The following is a 20,445-nucleotide window of genomic DNA, read 5'->3' on the forward strand; positions in this document are numbered from 1 at the left end:
CGAGGCTCCGATGACGTCCCAGGCCGAGTCCGGCCGTCCCAGCCCGACCGTCGACCCTTCGGCGCTCGCGACCCGTCTGGCCGCGGTGGCCGACAGCGACGGCCAGGCCCTGCTCGAGCCCTCCCTGCGCAGCATCGCGGTGGCGTGCGACGACCTCTTCCGCGTGGACGGGACGGGCATCATGCTCGCCGACGAGTCGGGCGAGCTGCGCTACGTCGTGGCCACCGACGACGTCGGTCGTCGCCTCGAGCAGGCGCAGCTGCAGACCTCCGAGGGCCCGTGCATCGACGCGTTCGTGCGGGGTGGACCCGTGACCGTCCCGGACCTCGCCGTCGACCGACGGTGGGTGCGGTTGGCGCGAGCCTTGTCCGACAGCGAGATCCGTGCGGTTCTCGGAGTGCCGATCAACCTCGGCGGCGCTCCGGTCGGCACCCTCAACGTGTATCGGACCGAGGAGACGGTGTGGGGCGAGGACGTCGCCGCGGCCCTGGTTCGGTTCGCCGAGGTCGCCGAGCAGCTGATGGGAGCCGCCGTCGCGGCCGAGCGGGCCGGGGCCCTGGCCGCCCAGCTGACCTACGCCCTCGAGTACCGCGCCCCCATCGAGCGCGCCGTCGGCTTCCTCATGGCGCGCGGCGGCCTGACGCAGCCCGACGCGTTCGAACTGCTGCGGTCCACGGCACGCAGCAGTCGTCGACGCATCGGTGAGGTCGCGAACGCGGTGCTCGCGTCCGCCGACGGGGCTGACGGCGCGTCCGGCGACGGGTCCGGCTCCGACGCGTCTTTCGAGCGCGGGGTGCCCGTCCGACGCCGTTCCGGGCCGCCCGGCGGCCGCTGAGCGATCTGCTGAGCGACCCGCCGGGCGATCGGCCGGGCCGGGCCCCGAGGGTGTCCCCGGGGCCCGGAAGTCCCCCGGCCCCGGGGACACGTGCAGGGGGCTCGGCGCTCAGCCGGCGAGCGGTTCGGGCTCCCCGAGCTCGTCGCGCAGCTGCTGGAAGGTGCGCCCGAGCAGCCGGGACACCTGCATCTGGGTGGCGCCGAGCTCGGCGGCGATCTCGCGCTGGGTCCGGTCCTCGACGAAGCGCAGGTGCAGCACCCGGCGGGTCCGCGGGGACAGGGACGCCAGGGCGCGGCCGAGGTCGACGTGGTCGCAGAGCCGCTCGAGGTCGGGGTCGTCCTCGCACACGGCGTCGGCCACGTGGTTCTGCTCGCCCGTCGTGGTCGGCAGGTCGATGGACAGCGGCCGGAAGCTCGAGTCCGAACCCTCGGCCTCGCCCATGGAGACCGTGTCGACGCCGAGCGCGTCCGCGAGCTCGTCTCGGGTCGGGGTGCGGCCCAGCTCGTGGGTGACCACCTCACGTTTCTGGCGCAGGGCGAGGCGCAGCTCCTGCACCCGGCGGGACGGGCGCACGACCCAGCCGTGGTCGCGGAAGTGGCGCTTGAGCTCGCCAGAGACCGTGGGCACGGCGTAGCCGGCGAAGGAGGCACCGACCCGCGGGCGGTAGCGGCGGATCGCCTTGAGCAGGGCCAGGCGGGCGACCTGGAGCAGGTCGTCGCGCTCGATGCCGCGGTTGCAGTAGCGGCGGGCGAGGCCGTCGCAGAGGTCGGCGTGCAGCGCGAAGATCTGGTCGACGACGCGATGGCCCTCCGGGGTGTCGGCGCCACCGGCCTCGGCCAGCTCGGCGAAGAGGGCATCGGTACGGGCGTCGCGCTGCGCGTGGACGCGTGCGGACTCGGCCCGCAGCTCGGTGCGGTCCCGCCGGTTGGTGTCCGCGAGGGCGCCTCCGGAGGTCCCTCCGGGTGTTTCACGGGGCGTCTCGACCGTGCGGGCGGGTGTGCGGACAGGGGTGGACGTACGGGTGGAAACGGTCATGCCGGTCCTCCGTCGTTTGGTACGACAAGAGTCGGCACGTGATTGGACCGCTCGAATCTCCTTCGACCCTCGCACCGCGGTGACCGAGGGAAAAGCCGAAATGCGAAGCCTCGGGCCCCGGATGGCGTTTGCGCGGCGCCGCCTCGGGTAGTTGCCGGTCGGGAGCACGTCGGCGCGAGGCGCCGGGCCCGCGAGCGGTCAGGAGGAAGTCATGGCGTCGTCCGAGATCGGCGAGCGCGCAGCGGCCATGGTGCGAGACGACGAGCGCGGGGGTTTCCCGCCCCAGCAGGAGCCGCCAGGGCTGACGAGCCGGATGCAGCCGGTGCCGGACCACGGTGAGACCACCTACGTGGGACACGGCCGCCTCACCGGGATGAAGGCGCTCGTCACCGGAGGGGACTCCGGGATCGGCCGAGCCGTCGCGATCGCCTTCGCCCGCGAGGGCGCCGACGTGGCCATCAGCTACCTCGAGCCCGAGCAGTCCGACGCCGAGGACACCCTGGAGTGGATCCGCCGCGAAGGTCGCACCGGCGCCCTGCTGCCCGGCGACCTGACCCAGCGGCAGACCTGTCTGCAGGTCGTCGCCGACACGGTGCGCGAGCTCGGCGGCCTCGACATCCTCGTCAACAACGCCGGGTTCCACTGGGACAAGGGGGCCAAGGGCCTCGAGGGCCTCCAGCCCGACAACGTCCACCGGGTCCTCGGCACCAACCTCGAGGCGGTGCTCTGGCTCTGCCAGGCGGCGCTGCCGCACCTCGGTCCGGGGTCGTGCATCATCAACACCACCTCGATCCAGGCCTACGACCCGTCCCCGAGCCTGCTCGACTACGCCGCCACGAAGGCCGCTCTGAACAACCTGACCGTAAACCTCGCGGCGTCATTGGGGCCCAAGGGAATCCGCGTCAACGCCGTGGCACCGGGCCCGATCTGGACACCGCTGCAGCCTGCCACGCGCGAGGCGGACAAGATCGAGACCTTCGGCGCGCAGACGCCACTCGGCCGGGCCGGCCAGCCGGCGGAGGTGGCGCCGGCGTACGTCTTCCTCGCCTCCCCGAGCGACGCGAGCTACGTGTCGGGCACCGTGCTCGGCGTCACCGGTGGCGGGGCGGTGTTCTGATGCCCGCCACCGCGGGCCCATGAGCTCCTCGGGCCGTGGAGCGGCCACCGCCCCTCCCCACCGCCCACGGCCCGAGGACTTTCCCGGCGCGGCGCAGTGGGTGCCGCCGAGGGCGTCCGTCGCCGAGCTGCGGGCCGCCGTCAACGACTGCCGCGGGTGCGACCTGTTCCTCGCGTCGTGCCAGGCGGTCATGGGCGAGGGCCCGCCCGACGCGCACGTCATGGTGGTCGGGGAGCAGCCCGGTGACCAGGAGGACCTGGCCGGCCGACCGTTCGTGGGCCCGGCCGGCCGGCTGCTCGACTGGGCGCTGGCCGACGCCGGGTTCGACCCGGGCGCCGTCTTCCGCACCAACGTCGTCAAGCACTTCCGCCACACGCAGCGGGGGAAGCGGCGCATCCACGAGGGCCCGTCGCGCTGGCACGTGGCCGCCTGTGAGCCGTGGTTGCTGGCCGAGCTCGGCGCCGTCCGCCCGTCCGTGGTGGTCCTCCTGGGCGCCACGGCGGGCCAGGCGGTGTTCGGCACCTCCTTCCGGGTCGGTGCCATGCGCGGTCGTCGGCTCGAGTGGCCCGCCGAGCACCCGTCGGCGTGGGCGCCGACCGCCGTGGTGGCGACCGCCCACCCCTCCTCCGTGCTCCGGTCCCGCAGGCGCGACGAGGACCTGTCCGTCCTCGTGGCCGACCTCGTCATGGCGCGGCAGCTGCTCGATGACCTGTCCGAGGACTGACGGACCGGCCCACGGGTAGGGGGCCGGGGACCACCCGTCACGAGAAGGAGCCCCCATGCCGCTGCGCGCGACCGCCCTCAACTGCACCCTCAGCGCCTCGCCGGCCGAGTCGAGCACCGAGCTGCTGGCCCAGCAGGTCCTCGACGAGCTGGCCCGCCACGACGTCACCGGGTCGGTCGTGCGCGTCGTCGACCACGACGTGCGCCCCGGCGTCGAGCTCGACATGGGCGACGGCGACGAGTGGCCGGGCATCCGCGAGACGATCATGGCCAGCGACATCCTCGTGCTCGCCACCCCGACCTGGCTCGGCCAGCCCAGCAGCGTCTGCCAGCGCGTCCTCGAGCGGCTCGACGCCGAGCTGTCCGAGAAGGACGAGCAGGGCCGCCTGCGCACGTACGGCAAGGTTGCCGTCGGGGTCGTCGTCGGCAACGAGGACGGCGCCCACCACATCAGCGCGGTGCTCTTCCAGTCGCTCAACGACGTCGGCTTCACGATCCCGGCCGGCGGCGTGACGTACTGGAACGGCGAGGCCATGCACGGCACGGACTACAAGGACCTCGGGTCGACGCCCGAGACCGTGGCGGGCACGACGACGACGCTGGCGGCCAACGCGGCCCACCTCGCGAGGGCGCTCGCCGACGCTCCCTACCCGCCGTCCTGACCGGCAAGGTCCACGCGCCCGTGCACGAGTGCGCGGACGCTCTCGTCGTGGAGCCGCTCGAGCGCGTCGACGCGTCGGCTCGCGGTGGCCACGAGCGACCTCAGGTCGAGGTCTTCGAGCCGGGCGGTGAGCGGCCCCAGTCCCTCCAGCTGCTGCCAGGCGAGCAGCATCTGCCACAGGCGCTGCGAGCCGAGGGCTGCGAGGCCGAGGGCCTCGACCTCGACGACGTCGGTGAGCGGCGTCCGCTGCGTCCACGAGCCGTTGGGCTTGAGCCGACCCAGGCGTTCCGCGACGAGCGTCGACGCGCGTCGGGCCCGGCTCGGTTCGACACCGAGGGCGCACATGAGCCGGCCCAGGGCCTCGCGGTCGGCCCGCACCTCGTGCACCATCCCGCCGAGGACCTGCCGCGCTGACGCCTGAAGGTGGCTGCGGGCCGTCAGGCCGAGCCGGGCGGCCCCGGCTGCGAGGGCGGCGTCGTGGTCGCGGAGGTAGACGACGAGCTGGTCACGGGTCGAGGGGCCGGAGGGGTCAGAGGTGCTGGGGTTGCCGGTCGCCGACGTTGCGGCGGCCTGCGGTTCGGGGCTCGCGGGAGGGTTCACGGCTGCAGCACCACCTTGAGGCAGCCGTCGTGCTTGTCGCGGAAGGTGCGGTAGAGGTCGGGAGCGTCCTCGAGGGCGCCGTGGTGGGTGGCGAACGACTCGAGCCCGAGCACGTCGTCGTCGGCGTCAACGATGTCGAGCAGCTCGTCGGTCCACCGCCGCACGTGGCACTGGCCCATCCGGATCGTCAGGCCCTTGTCGAAGAGGTCCATCATCGGCATCGGGTCGGCCGAGCCGCCGTAGACGCCGCTGACCGACAGCGTCCCGCCGCGGCGCACGGCGTCGACGGCGGTGTGCAGGGCCGCGAGCCGGTCGATGCCCCCGTGCTCGATGGCGGCCCGCGCGATCGCCTTGGGCATCCGTGCCGCCGCCTTGATCGCCTGCTCCGAGATCGGGTTGCCGTGGGCCTCCATGCCGACCGCGTCGATGACGGCGTCCGGCCCACGCCCGTCGGTGAGCTCGCGCAGGGCGTCCGCGACGTCGTCGACGCCGGAGAGGTCGACGACCTCAGCGCCGCTGGAGCGGGCGAGGTCGAGCCGGTCGCCCACGAGGTCGACGCCGATGACGCGCCCGACGCCCCGGTGCACGGCGCTGCGCACGGCGAGCTGCCCCACGGGCCCGAGGCCGAGCACGGCGAGGGTGTCGTTGCCGTTGACGCCGGCGTGGTCGACGGCCTGCCACGCCGTGGGCAGGATGTCGGAGAGGAACACGTAGCGCTCGTCGGGCAGGCCGTGGCGCACCTCGACCGGCCCGAAGTCGGCGTGCGGCACCCGCACGTACTCGGCCTGGCCGCCCGGCACCGACCCGTAGAGGCTCGTGTAGCCGAAGAGGCTCGCGCCCTTGCCCTGCTCGGTGTTCTGCGTCGTCTCGCACTGCGCGAAGAGCCCCCGCGCGCACATCCAGCAGCGGCCGCAGGAGATGTTGAACGGGACGACGACGCGGTCGCCGGGCTCGAGGGTCCCAACGCCGGAGCCGACCTCCTCGACGATGCCCATGAACTCGTGGCCGAGCACGTCGCCCTGGCGCAGGTACGGCGCGAGCACCCCGTAGAGGTGCAGGTCGGAGCCGCAGATCGCCGTCGAGGTGACCCGCACGATCGCGTCCGTCGTGTGTTCGATGGTCGGTTCGGGTACCTCGGCGACGCGGACGTCTTCCATGCCCCACCAGCAGACAGCCTTCATGCCCGGGACCTACCCGGCGTGTCGCGCACGAAACGGTCGGCCGGAGCGGGGCACGGCGACCGGATGCCGCGAGAGGAGATCCCATGGACACCACCGAAGGCACTGCCACGACGACCCGGTCGCCCACGCCGAGGCCTGCGCCCACGCCGGTGGGCGCGTCCGGCGACGGAGCACCGGTGGCACTGGTGCTCGGGGCGTCCCGCGGGCTCGGCCTGCTCCTCGCGCGCGAGCTGCTGGGACGCGGCCACCGCGTCGTCGTCGCGGCCCGCGACGAGCGCGAGCTGGCCACCGCCGTGGAGCAGCTCGCGGCCGAGGGGGAGGTGCACGCGCGGGCCTGCGACGTCGGGGACGCCGATGCCGTCGGAGCCCTCGTCGGCGACGTCGAGCGGGAGATCGGCCCCGTCGAGGTGCTCCTCACCGTGGCCGGCACCATCCAGGTCGGGCCGGCGCGAGCCATGGCCCTCGGCGACTTCGAGGACGCCATCGCGACGATGACATGGGGCCCGATCCACGCCGCTCTGTCGGTGCTGCCGCACATGCAGCGTCGTGGCCACGGACGCATCGGCACCGTCACGTCGATCGGCGGGATGGTGTCACCGCCGCACCTGCTGCCCTACGCCACGGCGAAGTTCGGGGCCGTAGGGTTCTCCGACGGCCTGGCCGCGGCCCTCAGCGGGTCCGGCGTCACCGCCACCACCGTGGTCCCCGGGCTGATGCGCACCGGCTCGCACCAGCGCGCCACCTTCGCCGGCGACGCTCCCGCGGAGTACGCGTGGTTCGCGCCGGCCGCATCGCTTCCCCTGCTGTCGGTCGACGCCGAGCGCGCGGCCCGGCGCATCGTCGACGGCGTGCTGGCGGGCAAGCCGATGGTGGTGCTGACGCCGCTCGCCTGGGTCGGCATCCGCGTGCGCGGCCTCGCGCCGGCGACGACCACGCGGGTGCTCGGGCTGCTCGGGCGGTTGCTGCCGGAGCGGCCCGAGAGGGGCAGCCGTCGCACCGTCGCAGGTCTGGAGGCAGCCCGTCGGCTGGCCTCGCCCCTCGTGGACCGCCTGACCGTGGCCGGGGACCGCGCAGCGACGCAGACCAACCAGTCCCCGCCGCCGGGGGAGTGACCCGGGGGAGTGACCCGGGGGAGTGAGCCGGGGGAGTGACCCGGGACCCCGACCGGGCGTCCAGCCTTCTCCCAGCCTTTCCTGACCATCTCCTGACCGAGCCCGGCCGTAGCCCCGGGTGGTGTCGGATCGTTGACCCGGTCGAGCGAGAACGCCGTCGTTCTCGCCCGATGGTGGTCACCACACGCCTCGGGGGCGTCGTCTCTTCGCGATCCAGGAGAACGCATGCTGTCACCCACGTCCCGCGTGCCGCGCTTCCGCGCGCCGCGCTCCCGCGCCGTGCCCCTGCTCGCGGCCGCCTCCCTCGTCGGGGGGCTAGTCGCCGCGGCGCCCGCCCTGGCCGCGACGCCCGACAACGGCTCGGTCTCCGACACGAGCACGAGCGTCCAGTGGTCCGCCGGACCGTTCGCGGCGCCCAACGTCACCGGCACCACCGGTGACGTCACGTGCGGGCCGGGCCTGTGCGACGACTTCGCCCTGCACGTGACGACACCGGCCGGCTACGGCGACACCCACCAGCTGACGGTCAAGGTGGGCTGGGGCAACGCCGCCGCCGACTTCGACGTCTACCTGCTCGACCACAGCGGCGCCGTCGTCGCCTCGTCGGCGTCGAGCTCGGACCCCGAGGTCGTCGTCGTGCCGCCGACGAGCGGTGACTACACCGTGCGGGTCGTGCCCTTCGCCCCGCTCGGGGAGTCGGTCACCGGCACCGCGAGCCTGACCGACGTGCCGGCCAACCCGGCCCCCGGCACGGCCACGCCGCCGACCTTCAGCCAGTACGGCGCCCCGGCGTCGTTCGCCCGGGCGCACGACGCCGGCGAGCCGTCCATCGGCAGCAGCCACGCGACGGGCTCGACCTTCTACCAGGCGCTCTACGACACGTACAAGGCCACGTGGGACGACACCGTCTCGCCGTCGAAGGTCACGTGGACCGACGTCTCGGCCACGCCGGCCAAGGGCTGCGCCACGGGTGGCTCCACCTCGCTCGACCCGATCGGCTTCACCGACGCCAGGACCGGTCGCGTCTTCGAGAGCCAGCTCGCCGGCAAGACCTCCCTCATGTGCTACTCCGACGACGAGGGCAAGACGTGGTCGCCGAGCCAGGGAGGCGGCCTCAACTCCGGCGTCGACCACCAGACGGTCGGCGGAGGGCCCTACTCGCCGGGCGGGATCGGTGCGCTGCCCACCTCGACGTACCCGAACGCCGTCTACTACTGCAGCCAGGACATCGCCGACGCCAACTGCGCCTCGAGCCACGACGGTGGCGTGACGTTCGGGCCGGCGATCCCGATGTACTCGCTCCTCGACTGCGGTGGCCTGCACGGTCACGTCAAGGTCGCCCCGAACGACGGCACCGTGTACGTGCCGAACAAGTCGTGCGGCGGCAACCAGGCCGTCGCCGTCAGCGAGGACGGCGGCACGACGTGGTCGGTGCGCAAGGACCCCGCGAGCACCGCGGGCGACTCCGACCCGAGCGTCGGCATCGGCGCCAAGGGCACGGTCTACATGGGCTACCAGGCGGCCGACGGCACGCCCCGCGTCGCCGTCAGCCGCGACAAGGGCAAGACGTGGACCGACGACCAGAACGTCGGCGCGAGCCTCGGTGTGCACAACACTGTGTTCCCCGCCGTCGTCGCCGGTGACGACGACCGCGCCTCGTTCGCCTTCATCGGCAGCACCACCTCCGGCAACTACCAGGACGCGACGAACTTCAAGGGCGACTGGCACCTCTACGTCTCGACCACCTACGACGGCGGCAAGAGCTGGGTCACCGTCGACACGACGCCGACCGACCCGGTCCAGCGCGGCTCGATCTGCACCGGCGGCACGACGTGCGGCAACGACCGCAACCTGCTCGACTTCATGGACGCCACGGTCGACCGCACCGGACGCGTCGAGGTGGGCTACGCCGACGGGTGCACCGGCGCGTGCGCCCAGCCCGGCGGCGCCCAGAACTTCGACGCCTACGCCACCATCGCGCGCCAGCAGACCGGCAACACGCTCTACGCCGCCTACGACGCGCTGCCCAACCTGACGCCGACCGCGATGACGGTGGCCAAGGCGGGTGGGCTCTACGCCACCAGCGCCACCGTCGCCAACACCGGCAAGGCGCCGGCCTCGGGCGTCACGGCGCGCCTCTTCGTCGACGGCGTCAACGTGGCCACCTCGGCGCCGACCGACCTCGCAGCGGGCCGGTCCACGACCGTGGCCTTCCCGGGCGTGCGGCTGGCCAAGGGCACCCACGCGGTCGCCGTCGTGGTCGACCCCGACGGCCGCATCCGCGAGTCGGACGAGGGCGACAACCGGCGCCAGACCCAGGTGACCCGGTGAGGGCGCGGGTCGGCCTCGCGCTCGGAGCGCTCGCCGGTGTGCTCCTGCTCGCCGGGTGCGGCGACGAGATGGAGGACGCCATGGCCGAGACCGCCTCGGGGTCGACGCCGGCCCCGCTCGTCTGCGCGAAGGACGCCAAGCCCGTCGCCCTGCCGGACGGGTTCCCCTCGCAGGCAACGCTGCCCGCCGGCTACGTCGTCTCCGCCGTCGAGGCCCGCAGCGGTGGCCGCACGGTGGTGACGGCCGTGTCGCCGAAGGCGTTCGAGCAGACCCTGGCCGACATGCAGGGCGCGTACTCCACGCGCGGCTGGACCGCGTCCGAGGGCGAGGTCGAGGAGCGCGACGCCGAGTCCAACTTCGACGGCAACGGGCTGCGTGGCCGCTGGGCGATCCGGCAGATCCCGGACTGCACGGGCAACACCTCGGTGAGCGTGCTCATCGGCAAGTGACCGCTCGGTGGCGGGGCGACCGACGCGCCTCGCCACCGGGCTCCCGGGTCGCGTCATCGGGCCGCACCGTTTGCAGGACGCCGCAGCCACCTCCGGAGCACCATGTGCTCATGCGCGACGCGGTGTCCGGGGACGGCGGGCGGCGCCCGGCCCGTCACCGTCCGGCGCCGGGCGACCTCGGCGTGCTCGTCGTCGTCGCTGCCGCCTACTACCTCGGGGCGCGCCTCGGGCTCGGCCTGTCGCTCGTCGAGCACAACGTGACGCCGCTGTGGCCTCCGACGGGGATCGCGGTGGCCGCCTTCCTGCTGCAGGACCGCAGGCGCTGGACGGCCGTGACGGTGGCGGTGCTCCTGGCCGCGTTCGCCGTCAACCTGCCGATCAGCACGGGGCCGGTACCGGCGGCCGTGACGGCCCTGGGCAACGCCGCGGCCCCGCTCGTGGCCGCGCTGCTGCTGCGCCGGGTCGGCTTCCGTCGACAGCTGGACCGCCGGCGCGACGCCCTGGCCATCGTGCTGCTCGGCGCGCTGGCGAGCATGCTCGTCAGCGCCACCGTCGGGGCCGGCACGCTCGCGGCGTCGGGGTCGATCCCGATGAGCGAGCTGCCCTCCGCGTGGGCCGTGTGGTGGACGGGCGACGCGATGGGCGTCCTCGTCGTGACGCCGTTCCTCCTCGCGGTGCCGCTCATCACCGACGGCACGTGGGGCCGGTGGCAGTGGCTGGAGGGCGCTGCCGTGCTCGTCGCGACCGGCCTGGTGTCGGCGTGGGCGGCCTTCTCGCAGCTGGCGGTCCTCGTCCTCGTCCTGCCCGTCCTGGGCTGGGCGGCGTGGCGTCTGCAGCTGCGCGGTGCCGCACCCGCCGCGCTCGTCGCGTCGGTCGTCGCGACCTCGGCGGCGGCGCACCAGAGCGGACCGTTCGCGGGGCTCAGCCTCCTCGGGCAGATGCTGAGCCTCCAGTCGTTCAACGCGTGCGTGGCGCTGACGTCGTTCTTCCTCGCCTCGCTCGTCAGCGAGCGCCTCGACGCCGCGGCAGCCCTCTCCCGGTGGGCGGCCGACCTCGAGGTGCGCGTGGCGCAGCGCACCGCCGACCTGTCCGAGGCGAACGCGCGGCTGCGGCGCGAGATCCGCTCGCGGTCCCGGGCGCAGCGGCAGCTGAGCCACGAGGAGGCCCGGGCCGAGCGCGAGCACGAGATCGCCGGGGTGCTCCAGCGCAGCATGCTGCCCGGCCGGCTGCCCGACCTGCCCGGCATCGGCGTGGCCGCCCGGTACGTGCCCGCGACGACCGACGTCCAGGTCGGCGGCGACTGGTACGACGTCATCCCGCTCCAGCGCGGGCGGGTCGGTCTCGTCATCGGCGACGTCGCCGGCCACGGCGTGCAGGCCGCGGCGACGATGGCGCAGGTGCGGATGGCCGTGCGTGCGTACGCCGTCGAGGACCCGTCACCGGTGAGCGTCCTGTGCCGCGTGCACCGGCTGCTGTCACGGCTCGCCGCCGACGAGATGGTCACGCTCGTCTACCTCGTCGCCGACCCCTCGAGCGGCACGGTGCGCCTCTCGAGCGCCGGCCACCCGCCGCCCCTGCTCGTCCACGCCGGGGCCTCGCGGCACCTCGACGGCGCGCTGTCCCCGCCGCTCGGGGTGACTCCCGAGCCGTCCTACACCGAGGTCGTCCACGCGCTACCGCCCGGGGCGACCCTGCTGCTCTACACCGACGGCCTCGTCGAACGCCGCGGCGTCGCGATCACGGACGGCCTCGAACGGCTCGCGGCCAGCGCGGTCCGCCTGGTGGGGGAGGACGGCACCGACCTCGGGGCGCTGTGCGACGCACTCCTGCACGACCTGCTCGGTGACGCCGACCGCTCCGACGACGTCGCCCTCGTGGCCGTCCGGACCGAGCCGGTGGTGCAGGGTCGGCCCGACCCGTCCTGAGACGGGGTTCGTTCGACTCAGGAGAAGAGCCAGCGGACGACCGTGACGGCACCGACGACGAGCACCGCGCCGAGGGCCAGCACGCCGACGAGGCACCCGAGCGCGCCGGCGGCCTCGCGCACCGAACCACGCGTCCGCTCATCCGGAAGATCGGGGTCAGGGACACGACGGGTCGGGAGGTCCTCGATCGCGGACAACCGGGTGCGCACGTGCACGGAGGTGGTCGCCGTGTCGGGTCACCGTGGGAGGTCAGCCTCGACGCGCCCCATGAGGCGCTCGCGCAGCTCGCGGTGGGCATCGGAGGTCATCGGGCGAGCATGGCAGGCAAGGGCGCCCGGCCGCCGGTGGTTTTGCGCGCGTCGCGGCCGACCCGGCCGGGGTCGGGGCCGCACAGACCTACACTGGAGACGCGTCGCTGCAGGGGATCACGAGGGGTGGACGCTCATGTCGGCTCGACGCTCGACCATCGTCGCGGCCTGTGCCGCGGCCGCGCTCGCGGGGGCTGCCGTCCCCGGCCTGACGGCCCGCGCCGCGACGCTCGCCGCGCCCGCGCGGGTGACCCTGGTCAGCGCCGCCACCGCGGCACTCACCCCCGTTGACCTCGCCAAGGCGACGCTCGCCCGGATGACCACGGCCCAGCGCGTCGGCCAGCTGTTCATGGTCGGGGGTCCGGCCACCGGGCTCGGCAGCGCGACCGAGTCGGCCATCACCCGCTACCACGTCGGCAACCTCGTGCTCACCGGTCGCACGACGAGCGGCACCGCCCCGGTCCGGGCCCTCACTGCCCACGCCGACGCGCTCACCACGTCGGCGGCCACGGCCGGCGTCCCGTTGTTCATCGCCGCCGACCAGGAGGGTGGCTACGTCCAGGTGCTCCAGGGACCCGGGTACTCCCGGATGCCCACGGCGCTCACCCAGGGCAGCTGGTCCGACGCCACCCTGACCGCGAACGCGACGACGTGGGGCTGGCAGGTGCTGCGCTCCGGCGTCGACCTCGACCTCGCCCCGGTCATGGACACCGTCGCCAAGAGCTTCGCCTCCTCCAACCTGCCGATCGGCTACTACCAGCGCGAGTACGGCTACACGCCCTCGGTCGTCGCCGACAAGGGCACGTCCTTCCAGCGCGGCCTGCAGGTCTCCGGCCTGGCGACGACCCCGAAGCACTTCCCGGGCCTCGGCCGCGTCACGGGCAACACCGACACGTCGGCCGGCGTCACCGACACCGTCACGACCCGAACCTCCGCCGACCTCGTCCCCTTCAAGGCGGCGCTCGACGCCCACGCCCGCGTCCTCATGGTGTCCTCGGCGTACTACCGGCTCATCGACGCCACGCACCCGGCGGTGTTCTCACCGACGGTCATCGGCGGGATGATCCGCCACGACCTCGGCTTCACCGGCATCGTCATCAGCGACGACCTCGGCAACGCGCGGCAGGTGACCGGGTGGACGCCGGCCGCCCGCGCGGTCCACTTCCTCGAGGCCGGCGGCGACGTCGTGCTCACCGTGGACCCGACGGTGGTCCCGGCGATGGTCTCGGCCGTCACGTCGAAGGCCGCCACCGACAGCGCGTTCCGCGCGAAGGTCGACGCCGCCGCCCTCCGGGTGCTCACCGTCAAGGCCCAGGACGGCCTGCTCGCCCCGCGCCCACCGGTCGACGGCGTGCTCGGCACCTCGACCGTCGTCGCGCTCCAGCGCTGGCTGGGGACCACCCGCACCGGTGTGTTCGACACGGCGACGATCCGGGCCCTGCAGGCGCGCATCGGGATGACGGTCGTCGGGGTGTGGGGCCCCAACTCGATGGCGGCGATGCAGTCCTACCTCGGCATCTCACGCGACGGCGCCACCTCCTGGAACGCCCGCACCGTCGCCCAGCTCCAGCGCTACCTGGCCACCCAGCTCTGAGCCGCGCCCGGCCTGCGCCGACGCGTCAGTCGATCGACTCGCTCCGCACCTCGGTGGTCGGGGCCGGGACGTCGGTGACGCGGGCGGCGTGCGCCGACACAACGTACGGGTTGCCCTGGGCGACCTCGTCCGCGACGGCCTCGACCCACGGGTCGGGCATCGGTCCCAGACCCGCCGCGTCGACGGCCTCGACGAGCGCCCGGACCACCTCCGGGTGGCTGCGGCCACCCTCGCGGGCCATGTCGTTGATGATCGTCTGCAGTCGCTCGTCTCGCGCGCGGGCGATGTTCTCGCGCTCGGCGTCGTCCATCGGGTCCGTGGTCGGCTCCATGGCCGCCTCCTCGGGGTCGGGTTCTCGGTCGGGCGCGCTCCTCCGGAGGTGGCCGTACCCGCTCGGTTCGACTCCGGCACGCTCGTTTCCTAGACTCTCTGGGTCCATCTGCACGGATCCGGGCTCAGGGGACCGGACGAAGACCGGAAGGCCGTCGTGGGTTCCCTCGTCCTCGAAGCCGTCCTCTCGAGCGTGCTCGCCACGCTGGGATGCCTCCTCTCCGCACCACGCCGCTCCTCGGGCCGCGTGCGTCGCGCCACCCCCGCCTCGTGGCCGGCCCGAGCGCTGTTCCCGCTCGTGCCGCTCGCCCTCGTCGGCGCGGGGACGCTGGCCGTCGCCGACGCGTCCGAGGTGGTCGTGGCCGTCGGCGTGCTCTGGGTGGCCACGCTGCCCTGGCTCGGCAAGACGTCACGCTGGGGGGTCTGGGCCCACTCCGCGTGGGCGCTCGCGGTCGCCGCGGGCCTGTCCTACGTCGGCGCGATGCTCTGGTGGACGCTCGACTCCGGCCTGAGCGGCCTGACCCTCGTCGGCGCCTGGCTGCTGCTCGGGCTCGAGGCGGCCGCTTTCCTGCTCCTGCTCGCCTACGGCTGGGAGGTCGTCGACGTCCTCGGCAGCCGGCGCTGGCACCGCCGGCTCGCGCCCGGCACGACCGCCGTCGCCGCGACGCGCACCGACCTGCCGTTCGTCTCGATCCACGTGCCGGTCCACAACGAGCCGCCGGACCTGGTGCTCGACACCCTCCGCTCGCTCGCCGCCCTCGACTACCCGGCGTACGAGGTGCTCGTCGTCGACAGCAACACCGAGCGCGACGCGCTCGTGGCCCCGGTCGCGGACTTCTGCGCCGAGCACCCCGACGTGTTCCGGTTCCACCGCCTCCTCGACTGGCCCGGCCACAAGGCCGGCGCACTCAACTACGCCCTGACCGTCACCGACCCGCAGGCGCTCGTCGTCGGCGTCGTCGACGCCGACCACCAGGTCGACGCCGACTGGCTCCTCCAGACCGTCGGTGCCTTCGAGGACCCGCAGGTCGCCTTCGTCCAGAGCCCGCGTGACTACCGGGACTGGGAGGGCTCGGGCTACCTGCGCCGCCTGTACTTCAGCTACGACTACTTCTTCTCGGTCTCCCAGCCCTCCCGCGACGAGCGCGACGCCGCGGTCTTCGGCGGCACCATGGGCCTCGTCCGGCTCAAGGCGCTGCGCGACGTGGGCGGCTGGGACGAGGGGTGCGTCACCGAGGACGCCGAGCTGTCGCTGCGGCTGCTCGCGGCCGGCTACAGCGGCCACCACCTCGACCGCTCCTTCGGCCGTGGCGTCCTGCCGCTGACCTTCGAGGCGCTCAAGCAGCAGCGGTTCCGGGCGTGTTTCGGCGGCATGCAGATCCTGCGCCGGCACTGGCGCACGCTCCTGCCGTGGAGTCGCACCCCGCTGGACCGCAGCCAGCGCCTCGCCCACCTCGTCGGCGGCCTCCAGTGGGTCGGCGACCTGCTCTCGCTCGTGTTCGCCGCGGTCGTCGTCGTCAGCCTGCTCGACGTCGCCCTCGGTGACGGGCTCGTCCTGCAGCGTCTGGGCGGTCTCGTGCTCGTCGCGGTCCCGGCCCTCATCCTCTTCGGCCTGCTGCGCGCGGTCGCCGTCGTCAAGGTCGTGGCGCAACGGGCCACCTGGCGCGACGCGCTCGGTGCCTTCGTCACGTGGCTCTCGCTCGGCTGGGTCGTCTCGGCCGCCGTGGTCCGTGGGCTCACCGCCCCCGAGGGCGTCTTCGACCGGACGCCGCGGGCCACGGCCGACACGAGCGTGTCCGGCGCCGTCCGGTCCAACCGGGTCGAGCTGGCGTCGGCGGTCGTCGCCGGCGTCGCGGTGCTGACGGCGGTGCTCGTGCGTCCCGGCGCGGTGACGCTCGGTCTCGCCGCCCTGCTCGTCGTGCCGATCGTCGGGTGGCTGGCCGCACCCGCCAGCACGCTCGCGGCGGCGCGCGCCGACCTGCCTCCCGGCCTGCGCGCACGGCGCGACTCGGAGCGCGCGCGGGCCCGGTGGGGACGCTCCGGCGGCGCTGGCGGCGCCCGCGGCTCCCGCGCCTCCCGCGGCTCCCTGGCGACGGCCGCCGGGGTGGCGGTCGTGCTCGGCGTCGTCGTGCTCGTCGTCTCCCCGGCCTCCCAGCAGACACCGCGCGACAGCGCGCTGCCGGGCGTCCCCCGCACGAGCGTCCGGGTCCAGCCCGACCCGGCGCTCGGCGACGGAGGCAGCACGTGGGCCCCGTCGACGGGTGGAGCCGGTGTCGCCGGTGCGGCCGCCACGGGGACCCCGGTCCCCGGTTCCACCTCCGTCGGCCCGACGAGCGCGTCCGGCGCCACGGGCGCCGCGGGCGCGGCGAGCACCGGGGCCGCGACGCGCGTGAGCCCGTCGACGGTCTCCCGCGGCGGATCCCGCACGACGACCCCGCCGACCTCGCCGTCCGCGACGCAGCCGTCCGGGACCACGTCCACCTCGGCGTCGCCGCCGGGCCAGACCAAGACCGTGCCGGGTGCCACGAACCGCCCGACGAAGACGAAGAGCGCCTCTCCGGCGCCCTCGTCCGCGCCGCTGGCGACCTCGTCGTCCTCGACGCTGTCGATCCCGCTGTCGATCTCCGCGTCGGTCTCGGTGTCCCTGCCCGTGTCGCTGCCGGTGCCGTGACCGGGTCGCCCATCCGCGCGCGACGCGGGTGGGCGCCGCCCGCGGGCCGAGAACACCGGCGTCCGCTGGCAGGATGACGCCATGAGCTCGGACGTCCCCCTCAGCGTGCGCACCCCGTCCCCGCTCGGGGAGTTCCTCCGTGCCCGCCGCAAGGCCCTCGCGCCGGAGGACGTCGGCATCAAGCGTGCCAAGGGGCGCCGGCGCGTCGGCCTGAGCCGCACCGAGGTGGCCGAGCTCGCCAACATCTCGGTCGCCTACTACGACCTCATCGAGCGCGGCCGCGACCTGCGGCCCAGCGCGTCGGTCCTCGACGGCCTGGCCCGGGCCCTGCGCCTCGACGCCGACGGCCGCAGCCACCTGCACGGCCTCGCCGCCGGCGGGCCCCGACGCCGCCGCGTCGAGCCGGAGGAGCTGACCGACGAGCTCGCCGACCTGCTCGACGCCGTGCACCCGAACCCCGCCTACGTCGTCGGCGCGCGGTGGGACGTCATCGGGGCCAACCGGGCCGCCTGCCGCCTCTTCACCGACTGGGAGGGCCGGCGGGCCAAGCGCGAGCGCAACCTGCTGTGGTTCTACTGCTGCGACCCGGCCGCGCGCTCCCTGTTCGTCGACTGGCAGCAGGAGGCCGCCGACCAGCTCGCCCTCTTCCGCGAGGCCTACGCCCGTCACCCCGACGACCCCGGCTACCAGCGGGTCCTCGACGAGGTGTTCCGCGGCAACCCCGACACCGTCGACTGGTGGGAGCGCCACGACAGCGACCCGAGGCGCGGGCGCACCAAGCGCATCCGCCTCGACGACGGCCGGGTGGTGCGGCTGCGCCAGCTCGTGCTCCAGGTGCTCGACGAGCCCGACATCCGCGTCATCAGCTACTTCGCCGACACCGACGACGACCTCGACGCCGCCGACCTCGACAGCTGACCGACAGGGAGGGCGCCCCGACCCACGAACGGTCGAGGCGCCCCGGTCGGCGGCAGCGGTGGCTGCTAGCGCTTGCGGGTGCCGAAGATGCTGCGGGTGATCTCGCGGCCGATGACCGTGCCGGCGGACCGGATCATCGAACGGAACGCCGAGGACTGCACCACCTGCTCGACGATGCCGGGCTCGGGCTTGGCGGCACGCGTCGCGGGCCCCGGCGCAGGGGCCGAGGGAGCCGCGGGGGCAGGTGCCGGTGCGGCCGGGGCCGGGGCCGCCTGGAGCCGGGCAGCGAGCTTCTCGTAGGCGGACTCGCGGTCGAGCACGTCGGCGTACTTCGCCTTGAGCGGCGACGTGGCGACGATGCCGTCGAGCGTCGCCTGGGGCGAGGGGTCCATGAGCGAGTTGGGCGCCTTCATGCGCGTCCAGGCCACCGGCGTCGGCACGCCCTTGTCCGACAGCACCGTGACGACGGCCTCGCCGATGCCGAGGCTCGTCAGGAGCTTCTCCATGTCGTAGGCCGTGTGCGGGTAGGTGGCGATCGCCTGCTTCAGGGCCTTGGCGTCGTCGGGGGTGAAAGCGCGCAGCGCGTGCTGGACGCGGTTGCCGAGCTGGGCCAGGACGCCGGACGGGACGTCCTTGGGCGACTGGGTCACGAAGAAGACGCCGACGCCCTTGGAGCGGATGAGCCGGACGGTCTGCTCGATGGCCTGCAGGAACGCCTTGCTCGCGTCCTGGAAGAGCAGGTGCGCCTCGTCGAAGAAGAAGACGAGCTTCGGCTTGTCGACGTCGCCCTCCTCCGGCAGGTCGTGGAAGAGGTCGGCGAGCAGCCACATGAGGAACGTCGAGAACAGCTGCGGCCGGTCCTGCACCTGCGGCAGCTCGAGGCAGGAGACGATGCCGCGGCCGTCGGCTCCGACCCGCAGCAGGTCGGCGGTGTCGAACTCCGGCTCGCCGAAGAAGTCGCCCGCGCCCTGGTCCTCGAAGGTGATGAGGTTGCGCAGGATGACGCCGGCCGTGGCGCTCGAGAGGCCGCCGAGGTCCTTGAGGTCGGCCTTGCCCTCGTCGGAGGTCAGGTGCGTGATGACGGCGCGCAGGTCCTTGAGGTCGAGCAGCGCCAGGCCGTTCTTGTCCGCGTAGTGGAAGATCAGCCCGAGGCTGCTCTCCTGGGTGTCGTTGAGGCCGAGGACCTTGCTGAGCAGGGTCGGGCCGAACCCGGTGATCGTGGCGCGGATCGGGATGCCGGTGCCCTTGCCGCCGAGCGTGTAGAACTCGCTCGGGTAGGCCTTCGGCTGCCACTCCATGCCGACGTCGGCGGCCCGCGCGGTGATCTTGTCGCCGCCCTCGCCGGGCGTCGCGATGCCGGACAGGTCGCCCTTCATGTCGGCGAGGAACACCGGCACCCCGGCGTCGGAGAGCTGCTCGGCCATCAGCTGGAGCGTCTTGGTCTTGCCCGTGCCGGTGGCGCCCGCAACGAGGCCGTGCCGGTTGAGCACGCTGAGCGGGATCTGGACGGGCGCATCGGCGTGGGCCGTGCCGTCGACGACCGCGGCGCCGAGCTTGAGCACGCCCCCGTCGAACGCGTAGCCCGCCCGGATCTCGTCGATCTGGGCGGTGTCGGTGGTGGCTTCGTCCGGTGCCTCGCTGGCTGAACCGCTCACGCGTCGAACTCTAGCCCGCGCGTACACGGGTTCGCTGTCTATGCTGACCCGGTGATTTTCAAGGCCGTCGGCGACTCCCGCCCGTACCCGGACCACGGACTCGAGACGACGAAGGACTGGTCGAACGTGCCGCCACGCGTCGTGCAGCTCGGCGAGCTCATCACGACCAAGAGCACGCTCGACCTCCGGGGTCTGCTCGCCGACGACTCGACGTTCTACGGCGACCTCTTCCCGCACTGCGTCGAGTGGAAGGGCGAGCTCTACCTCGAGGACGGCCTGCACCGGGCTCTTCGCGCCGCGCTGCAGCAACGTCCTGTCCTTCACGCCCGAGTCCTCGTACTCTCCTGACACACGCGCACCACAGGGGGTGGTGCGCCGAGACGAAGGAGACCCGATGTCGGAGGTCGCGAACGACGACGGCGGCGGCACCTACCGCGTGCGGCGCCAGCGTCGGTCGACCATCGTCATCGCCGTCGTGCTCCTGGCGCTCGCCGGCGCCTTCTACTACGCGTCGAGCTACTGGAACGCCTCGCAGCCCAAGCCCGGGCCGTGCAGCACGGAGCCGGTCGTCGTGCCGCTCGAGCCGCGCGACGTCGCCCTCAACGTCTACAACGCCACGGGCCGGCGCGGGCTCGCCGCGGCCGTCGCCAAGGGGGCCGTCACGCGCGGCTTCTCGGTCAAGGCCGTGGCCAACGACCCGAAGAACGCATCGGTCAAGGGCGTCGCCGTGATCCGCTTCGGCCCCGAGGGGGCGGAGTCGGCGCGACTGCTCAAGCAGTACGTGCCCAAGGCGTCCTACGTCAACGACAAGCGCAAGGGCGACACCATCGACCTCGTCGTCGGCGACGCGTGGCAGATGTTCGGGGCGACGCCCGCCGCGCCGACCCCCACCTCGACGTTGCGGCCCTGCCCCACCGTCACCGTGACCGACGGCTGAGGCAGCCGCGTCAGGACGCGCCGGGACGCGTCGGGACGCGCTGGGACGCGTCGGGACGCGTCG

The 20,445-nt window shown here is 73.9% G+C and carries 18 protein-coding genes; 13 read left to right on the forward strand and 5 right to left on the reverse strand.

Annotation, left to right across the window (positions count from 1 at the left end):
* Nucleotides 1-10: 10 nt before the first annotated feature.
* Nucleotides 11-835, forward strand: coding sequence for a GAF and ANTAR domain-containing protein (locus BIV28_RS01400; RefSeq protein ID WP_076258655.1), 825 nt, complete (start codon nt 11-13; stop codon nt 833-835).
* Nucleotides 836-943: 108 nt separating this feature from the next.
* On the opposite strand, the gene BIV28_RS01405 is transcribed toward BIV28_RS01400, so the two are convergent.
* Nucleotides 944-1,870: a sigma-70 family RNA polymerase sigma factor gene (locus BIV28_RS01405; RefSeq protein ID WP_083706938.1), complete on the reverse strand. Its 927-nt coding sequence runs from the start codon at nt 1,868-1,870 to the stop codon at nt 944-946.
* Between the two features lie 211 nt (nt 1,871-2,081).
* Here BIV28_RS01405 and BIV28_RS01410 point away from each other — a divergent pair, with 211 nt between their 5' ends.
* The 3 genes from BIV28_RS01410 to BIV28_RS01420 are packed head-to-tail and all read left to right on the forward strand — an operon-like array spanning nt 2,082 to nt 4,372.
* Nucleotides 2,082-2,987: an SDR family oxidoreductase gene (locus tag BIV28_RS01410; RefSeq protein ID WP_076258656.1), complete on the forward strand. Its 906-nt coding sequence runs from the start codon at nt 2,082-2,084 to the stop codon at nt 2,985-2,987.
* A 19-nt stretch (nt 2,988-3,006) separates the two neighbouring features.
* Nucleotides 3,007-3,711 carry a UdgX family uracil-DNA binding protein gene (locus BIV28_RS01415; protein ID WP_083706939.1) on the forward strand — a complete coding sequence of 235 codons (705 nt, stop codon included), beginning with the start codon at nt 3,007-3,009 and terminating at the stop codon, nt 3,709-3,711.
* 55 nt (nt 3,712-3,766) lie between these two features.
* Complete coding sequence (locus tag BIV28_RS01420) at nt 3,767-4,372, forward strand: flavodoxin family protein (RefSeq protein WP_076258659.1); 606 nt, start codon at nt 3,767-3,769, stop codon at nt 4,370-4,372.
* On the opposite strand, the gene BIV28_RS01425 is transcribed toward BIV28_RS01420, so the two are convergent.
* Entirely contained in the window at nt 4,357-4,971 is a 615-nt protein-coding gene (locus tag BIV28_RS01425; protein WP_076258661.1) for a hypothetical protein, read from the reverse strand. The two genes, BIV28_RS01420 and BIV28_RS01425, sit on opposite strands and share 16 nt — an antisense overlap.
* On the reverse strand, nt 4,968-6,152 hold the full coding sequence (locus tag BIV28_RS01430) for a zinc-dependent alcohol dehydrogenase (RefSeq protein WP_076258662.1): 1,185 nt from the start codon (nt 6,150-6,152) through the stop codon (nt 4,968-4,970). The genes BIV28_RS01425 and BIV28_RS01430 overlap by 4 nt, the downstream gene beginning before the upstream one ends.
* An 83-nt stretch (nt 6,153-6,235) precedes the next feature.
* Between BIV28_RS01430 and BIV28_RS01435 the strand changes: the two genes are divergently transcribed.
* The 5 genes from BIV28_RS01435 (at nt 6,236) to BIV28_RS01455 (ending at nt 13,871) form a co-directional block, all read left to right on the forward strand.
* Nucleotides 6,236-7,264, forward strand: coding sequence for an SDR family NAD(P)-dependent oxidoreductase (locus tag BIV28_RS01435; RefSeq protein ID WP_083706940.1), 1,029 nt, complete (start codon nt 6,236-6,238; stop codon nt 7,262-7,264).
* A gap of 225 nt (nt 7,265-7,489) precedes the next feature.
* Nucleotides 7,490-9,595 (forward strand): CARDB domain-containing protein, encoded by a 2,106-nt coding sequence (locus tag BIV28_RS01440; RefSeq protein ID WP_076258665.1) that lies wholly within the window; start codon nt 7,490-7,492, stop codon nt 9,593-9,595.
* Nucleotides 9,592-10,044: a hypothetical protein gene (locus tag BIV28_RS01445; protein WP_076258667.1), complete on the forward strand. Its 453-nt coding sequence runs from the start codon at nt 9,592-9,594 to the stop codon at nt 10,042-10,044. Before BIV28_RS01440 ends, BIV28_RS01445 begins: the two co-directional genes overlap by 4 nt.
* Nucleotides 10,045-10,154: 110 nt before the next feature.
* Nucleotides 10,155-11,969, forward strand: coding sequence for a PP2C family protein-serine/threonine phosphatase (locus BIV28_RS01450; RefSeq protein WP_083706951.1), 1,815 nt, complete (start codon nt 10,155-10,157; stop codon nt 11,967-11,969).
* 444 nt (nt 11,970-12,413) lie between these two features.
* Nucleotides 12,414-13,871 carry a glycoside hydrolase family 3 N-terminal domain-containing protein gene (locus BIV28_RS01455; protein WP_076258670.1) on the forward strand — a complete coding sequence of 486 codons (1,458 nt, stop codon included), beginning with the start codon at nt 12,414-12,416 and terminating at the stop codon, nt 13,869-13,871.
* A 25-nt stretch (nt 13,872-13,896) separates the two neighbouring features.
* Here BIV28_RS01455 and BIV28_RS01460 read toward each other — a convergent pair whose 3' ends face one another.
* The gene (locus tag BIV28_RS01460) at nt 13,897-14,202 is read right to left on the reverse strand and encodes a hypothetical protein (RefSeq protein WP_076258671.1); all 306 of its coding nucleotides are present in this window, start codon (nt 14,200-14,202) and stop codon (nt 13,897-13,899) included.
* Between the two features lie 156 nt (nt 14,203-14,358).
* Here BIV28_RS01460 and BIV28_RS01465 point away from each other — a divergent pair, with 156 nt between their 5' ends.
* Nucleotides 14,359-16,872, forward strand: a complete 2,514-nt coding sequence (locus tag BIV28_RS01465; protein WP_076258673.1) for a glycosyltransferase family 2 protein — start codon at nt 14,359-14,361, stop codon at nt 16,870-16,872.
* Between the two features lie 81 nt (nt 16,873-16,953).
* A complete protein-coding gene (locus BIV28_RS01470; RefSeq protein ID WP_076258674.1) occupies nt 16,954-17,790 on the forward strand; it encodes a helix-turn-helix domain-containing protein in 837 nt (278 codons plus the stop codon).
* A 65-nt stretch (nt 17,791-17,855) separates the two neighbouring features.
* On the opposite strand, the gene BIV28_RS01475 is transcribed toward BIV28_RS01470, so the two are convergent.
* Nucleotides 17,856-19,445 carry a helicase HerA-like domain-containing protein gene (locus BIV28_RS01475; RefSeq protein ID WP_076258676.1) on the reverse strand — a complete coding sequence of 530 codons (1,590 nt, stop codon included), beginning with the start codon at nt 19,443-19,445 and terminating at the stop codon, nt 17,856-17,858.
* 51 nt (nt 19,446-19,496) lie between these two features.
* On the opposite strand from BIV28_RS01475, the gene BIV28_RS01480 reads away from it, so the two are divergent.
* On the forward strand, nt 19,497-19,793 hold the full coding sequence (locus BIV28_RS01480; RefSeq protein ID WP_076258677.1) for a type II toxin-antitoxin system VapB family antitoxin: 297 nt from the start codon (nt 19,497-19,499) through the stop codon (nt 19,791-19,793).
* A 46-nt stretch (nt 19,794-19,839) separates the two neighbouring features.
* Nucleotides 19,840-20,382, forward strand: coding sequence for a LytR C-terminal domain-containing protein (locus BIV28_RS01485; protein WP_076258679.1), 543 nt, complete (start codon nt 19,840-19,842; stop codon nt 20,380-20,382).
* Nucleotides 20,383-20,445 lie beyond the last annotated feature (63 nt).

It is taken from the genome of Intrasporangium flavum (assembly GCF_001956915.1).
Taxonomy (GTDB): domain Bacteria; phylum Actinomycetota; class Actinomycetes; order Actinomycetales; family Dermatophilaceae; genus Monashia; species Monashia flava.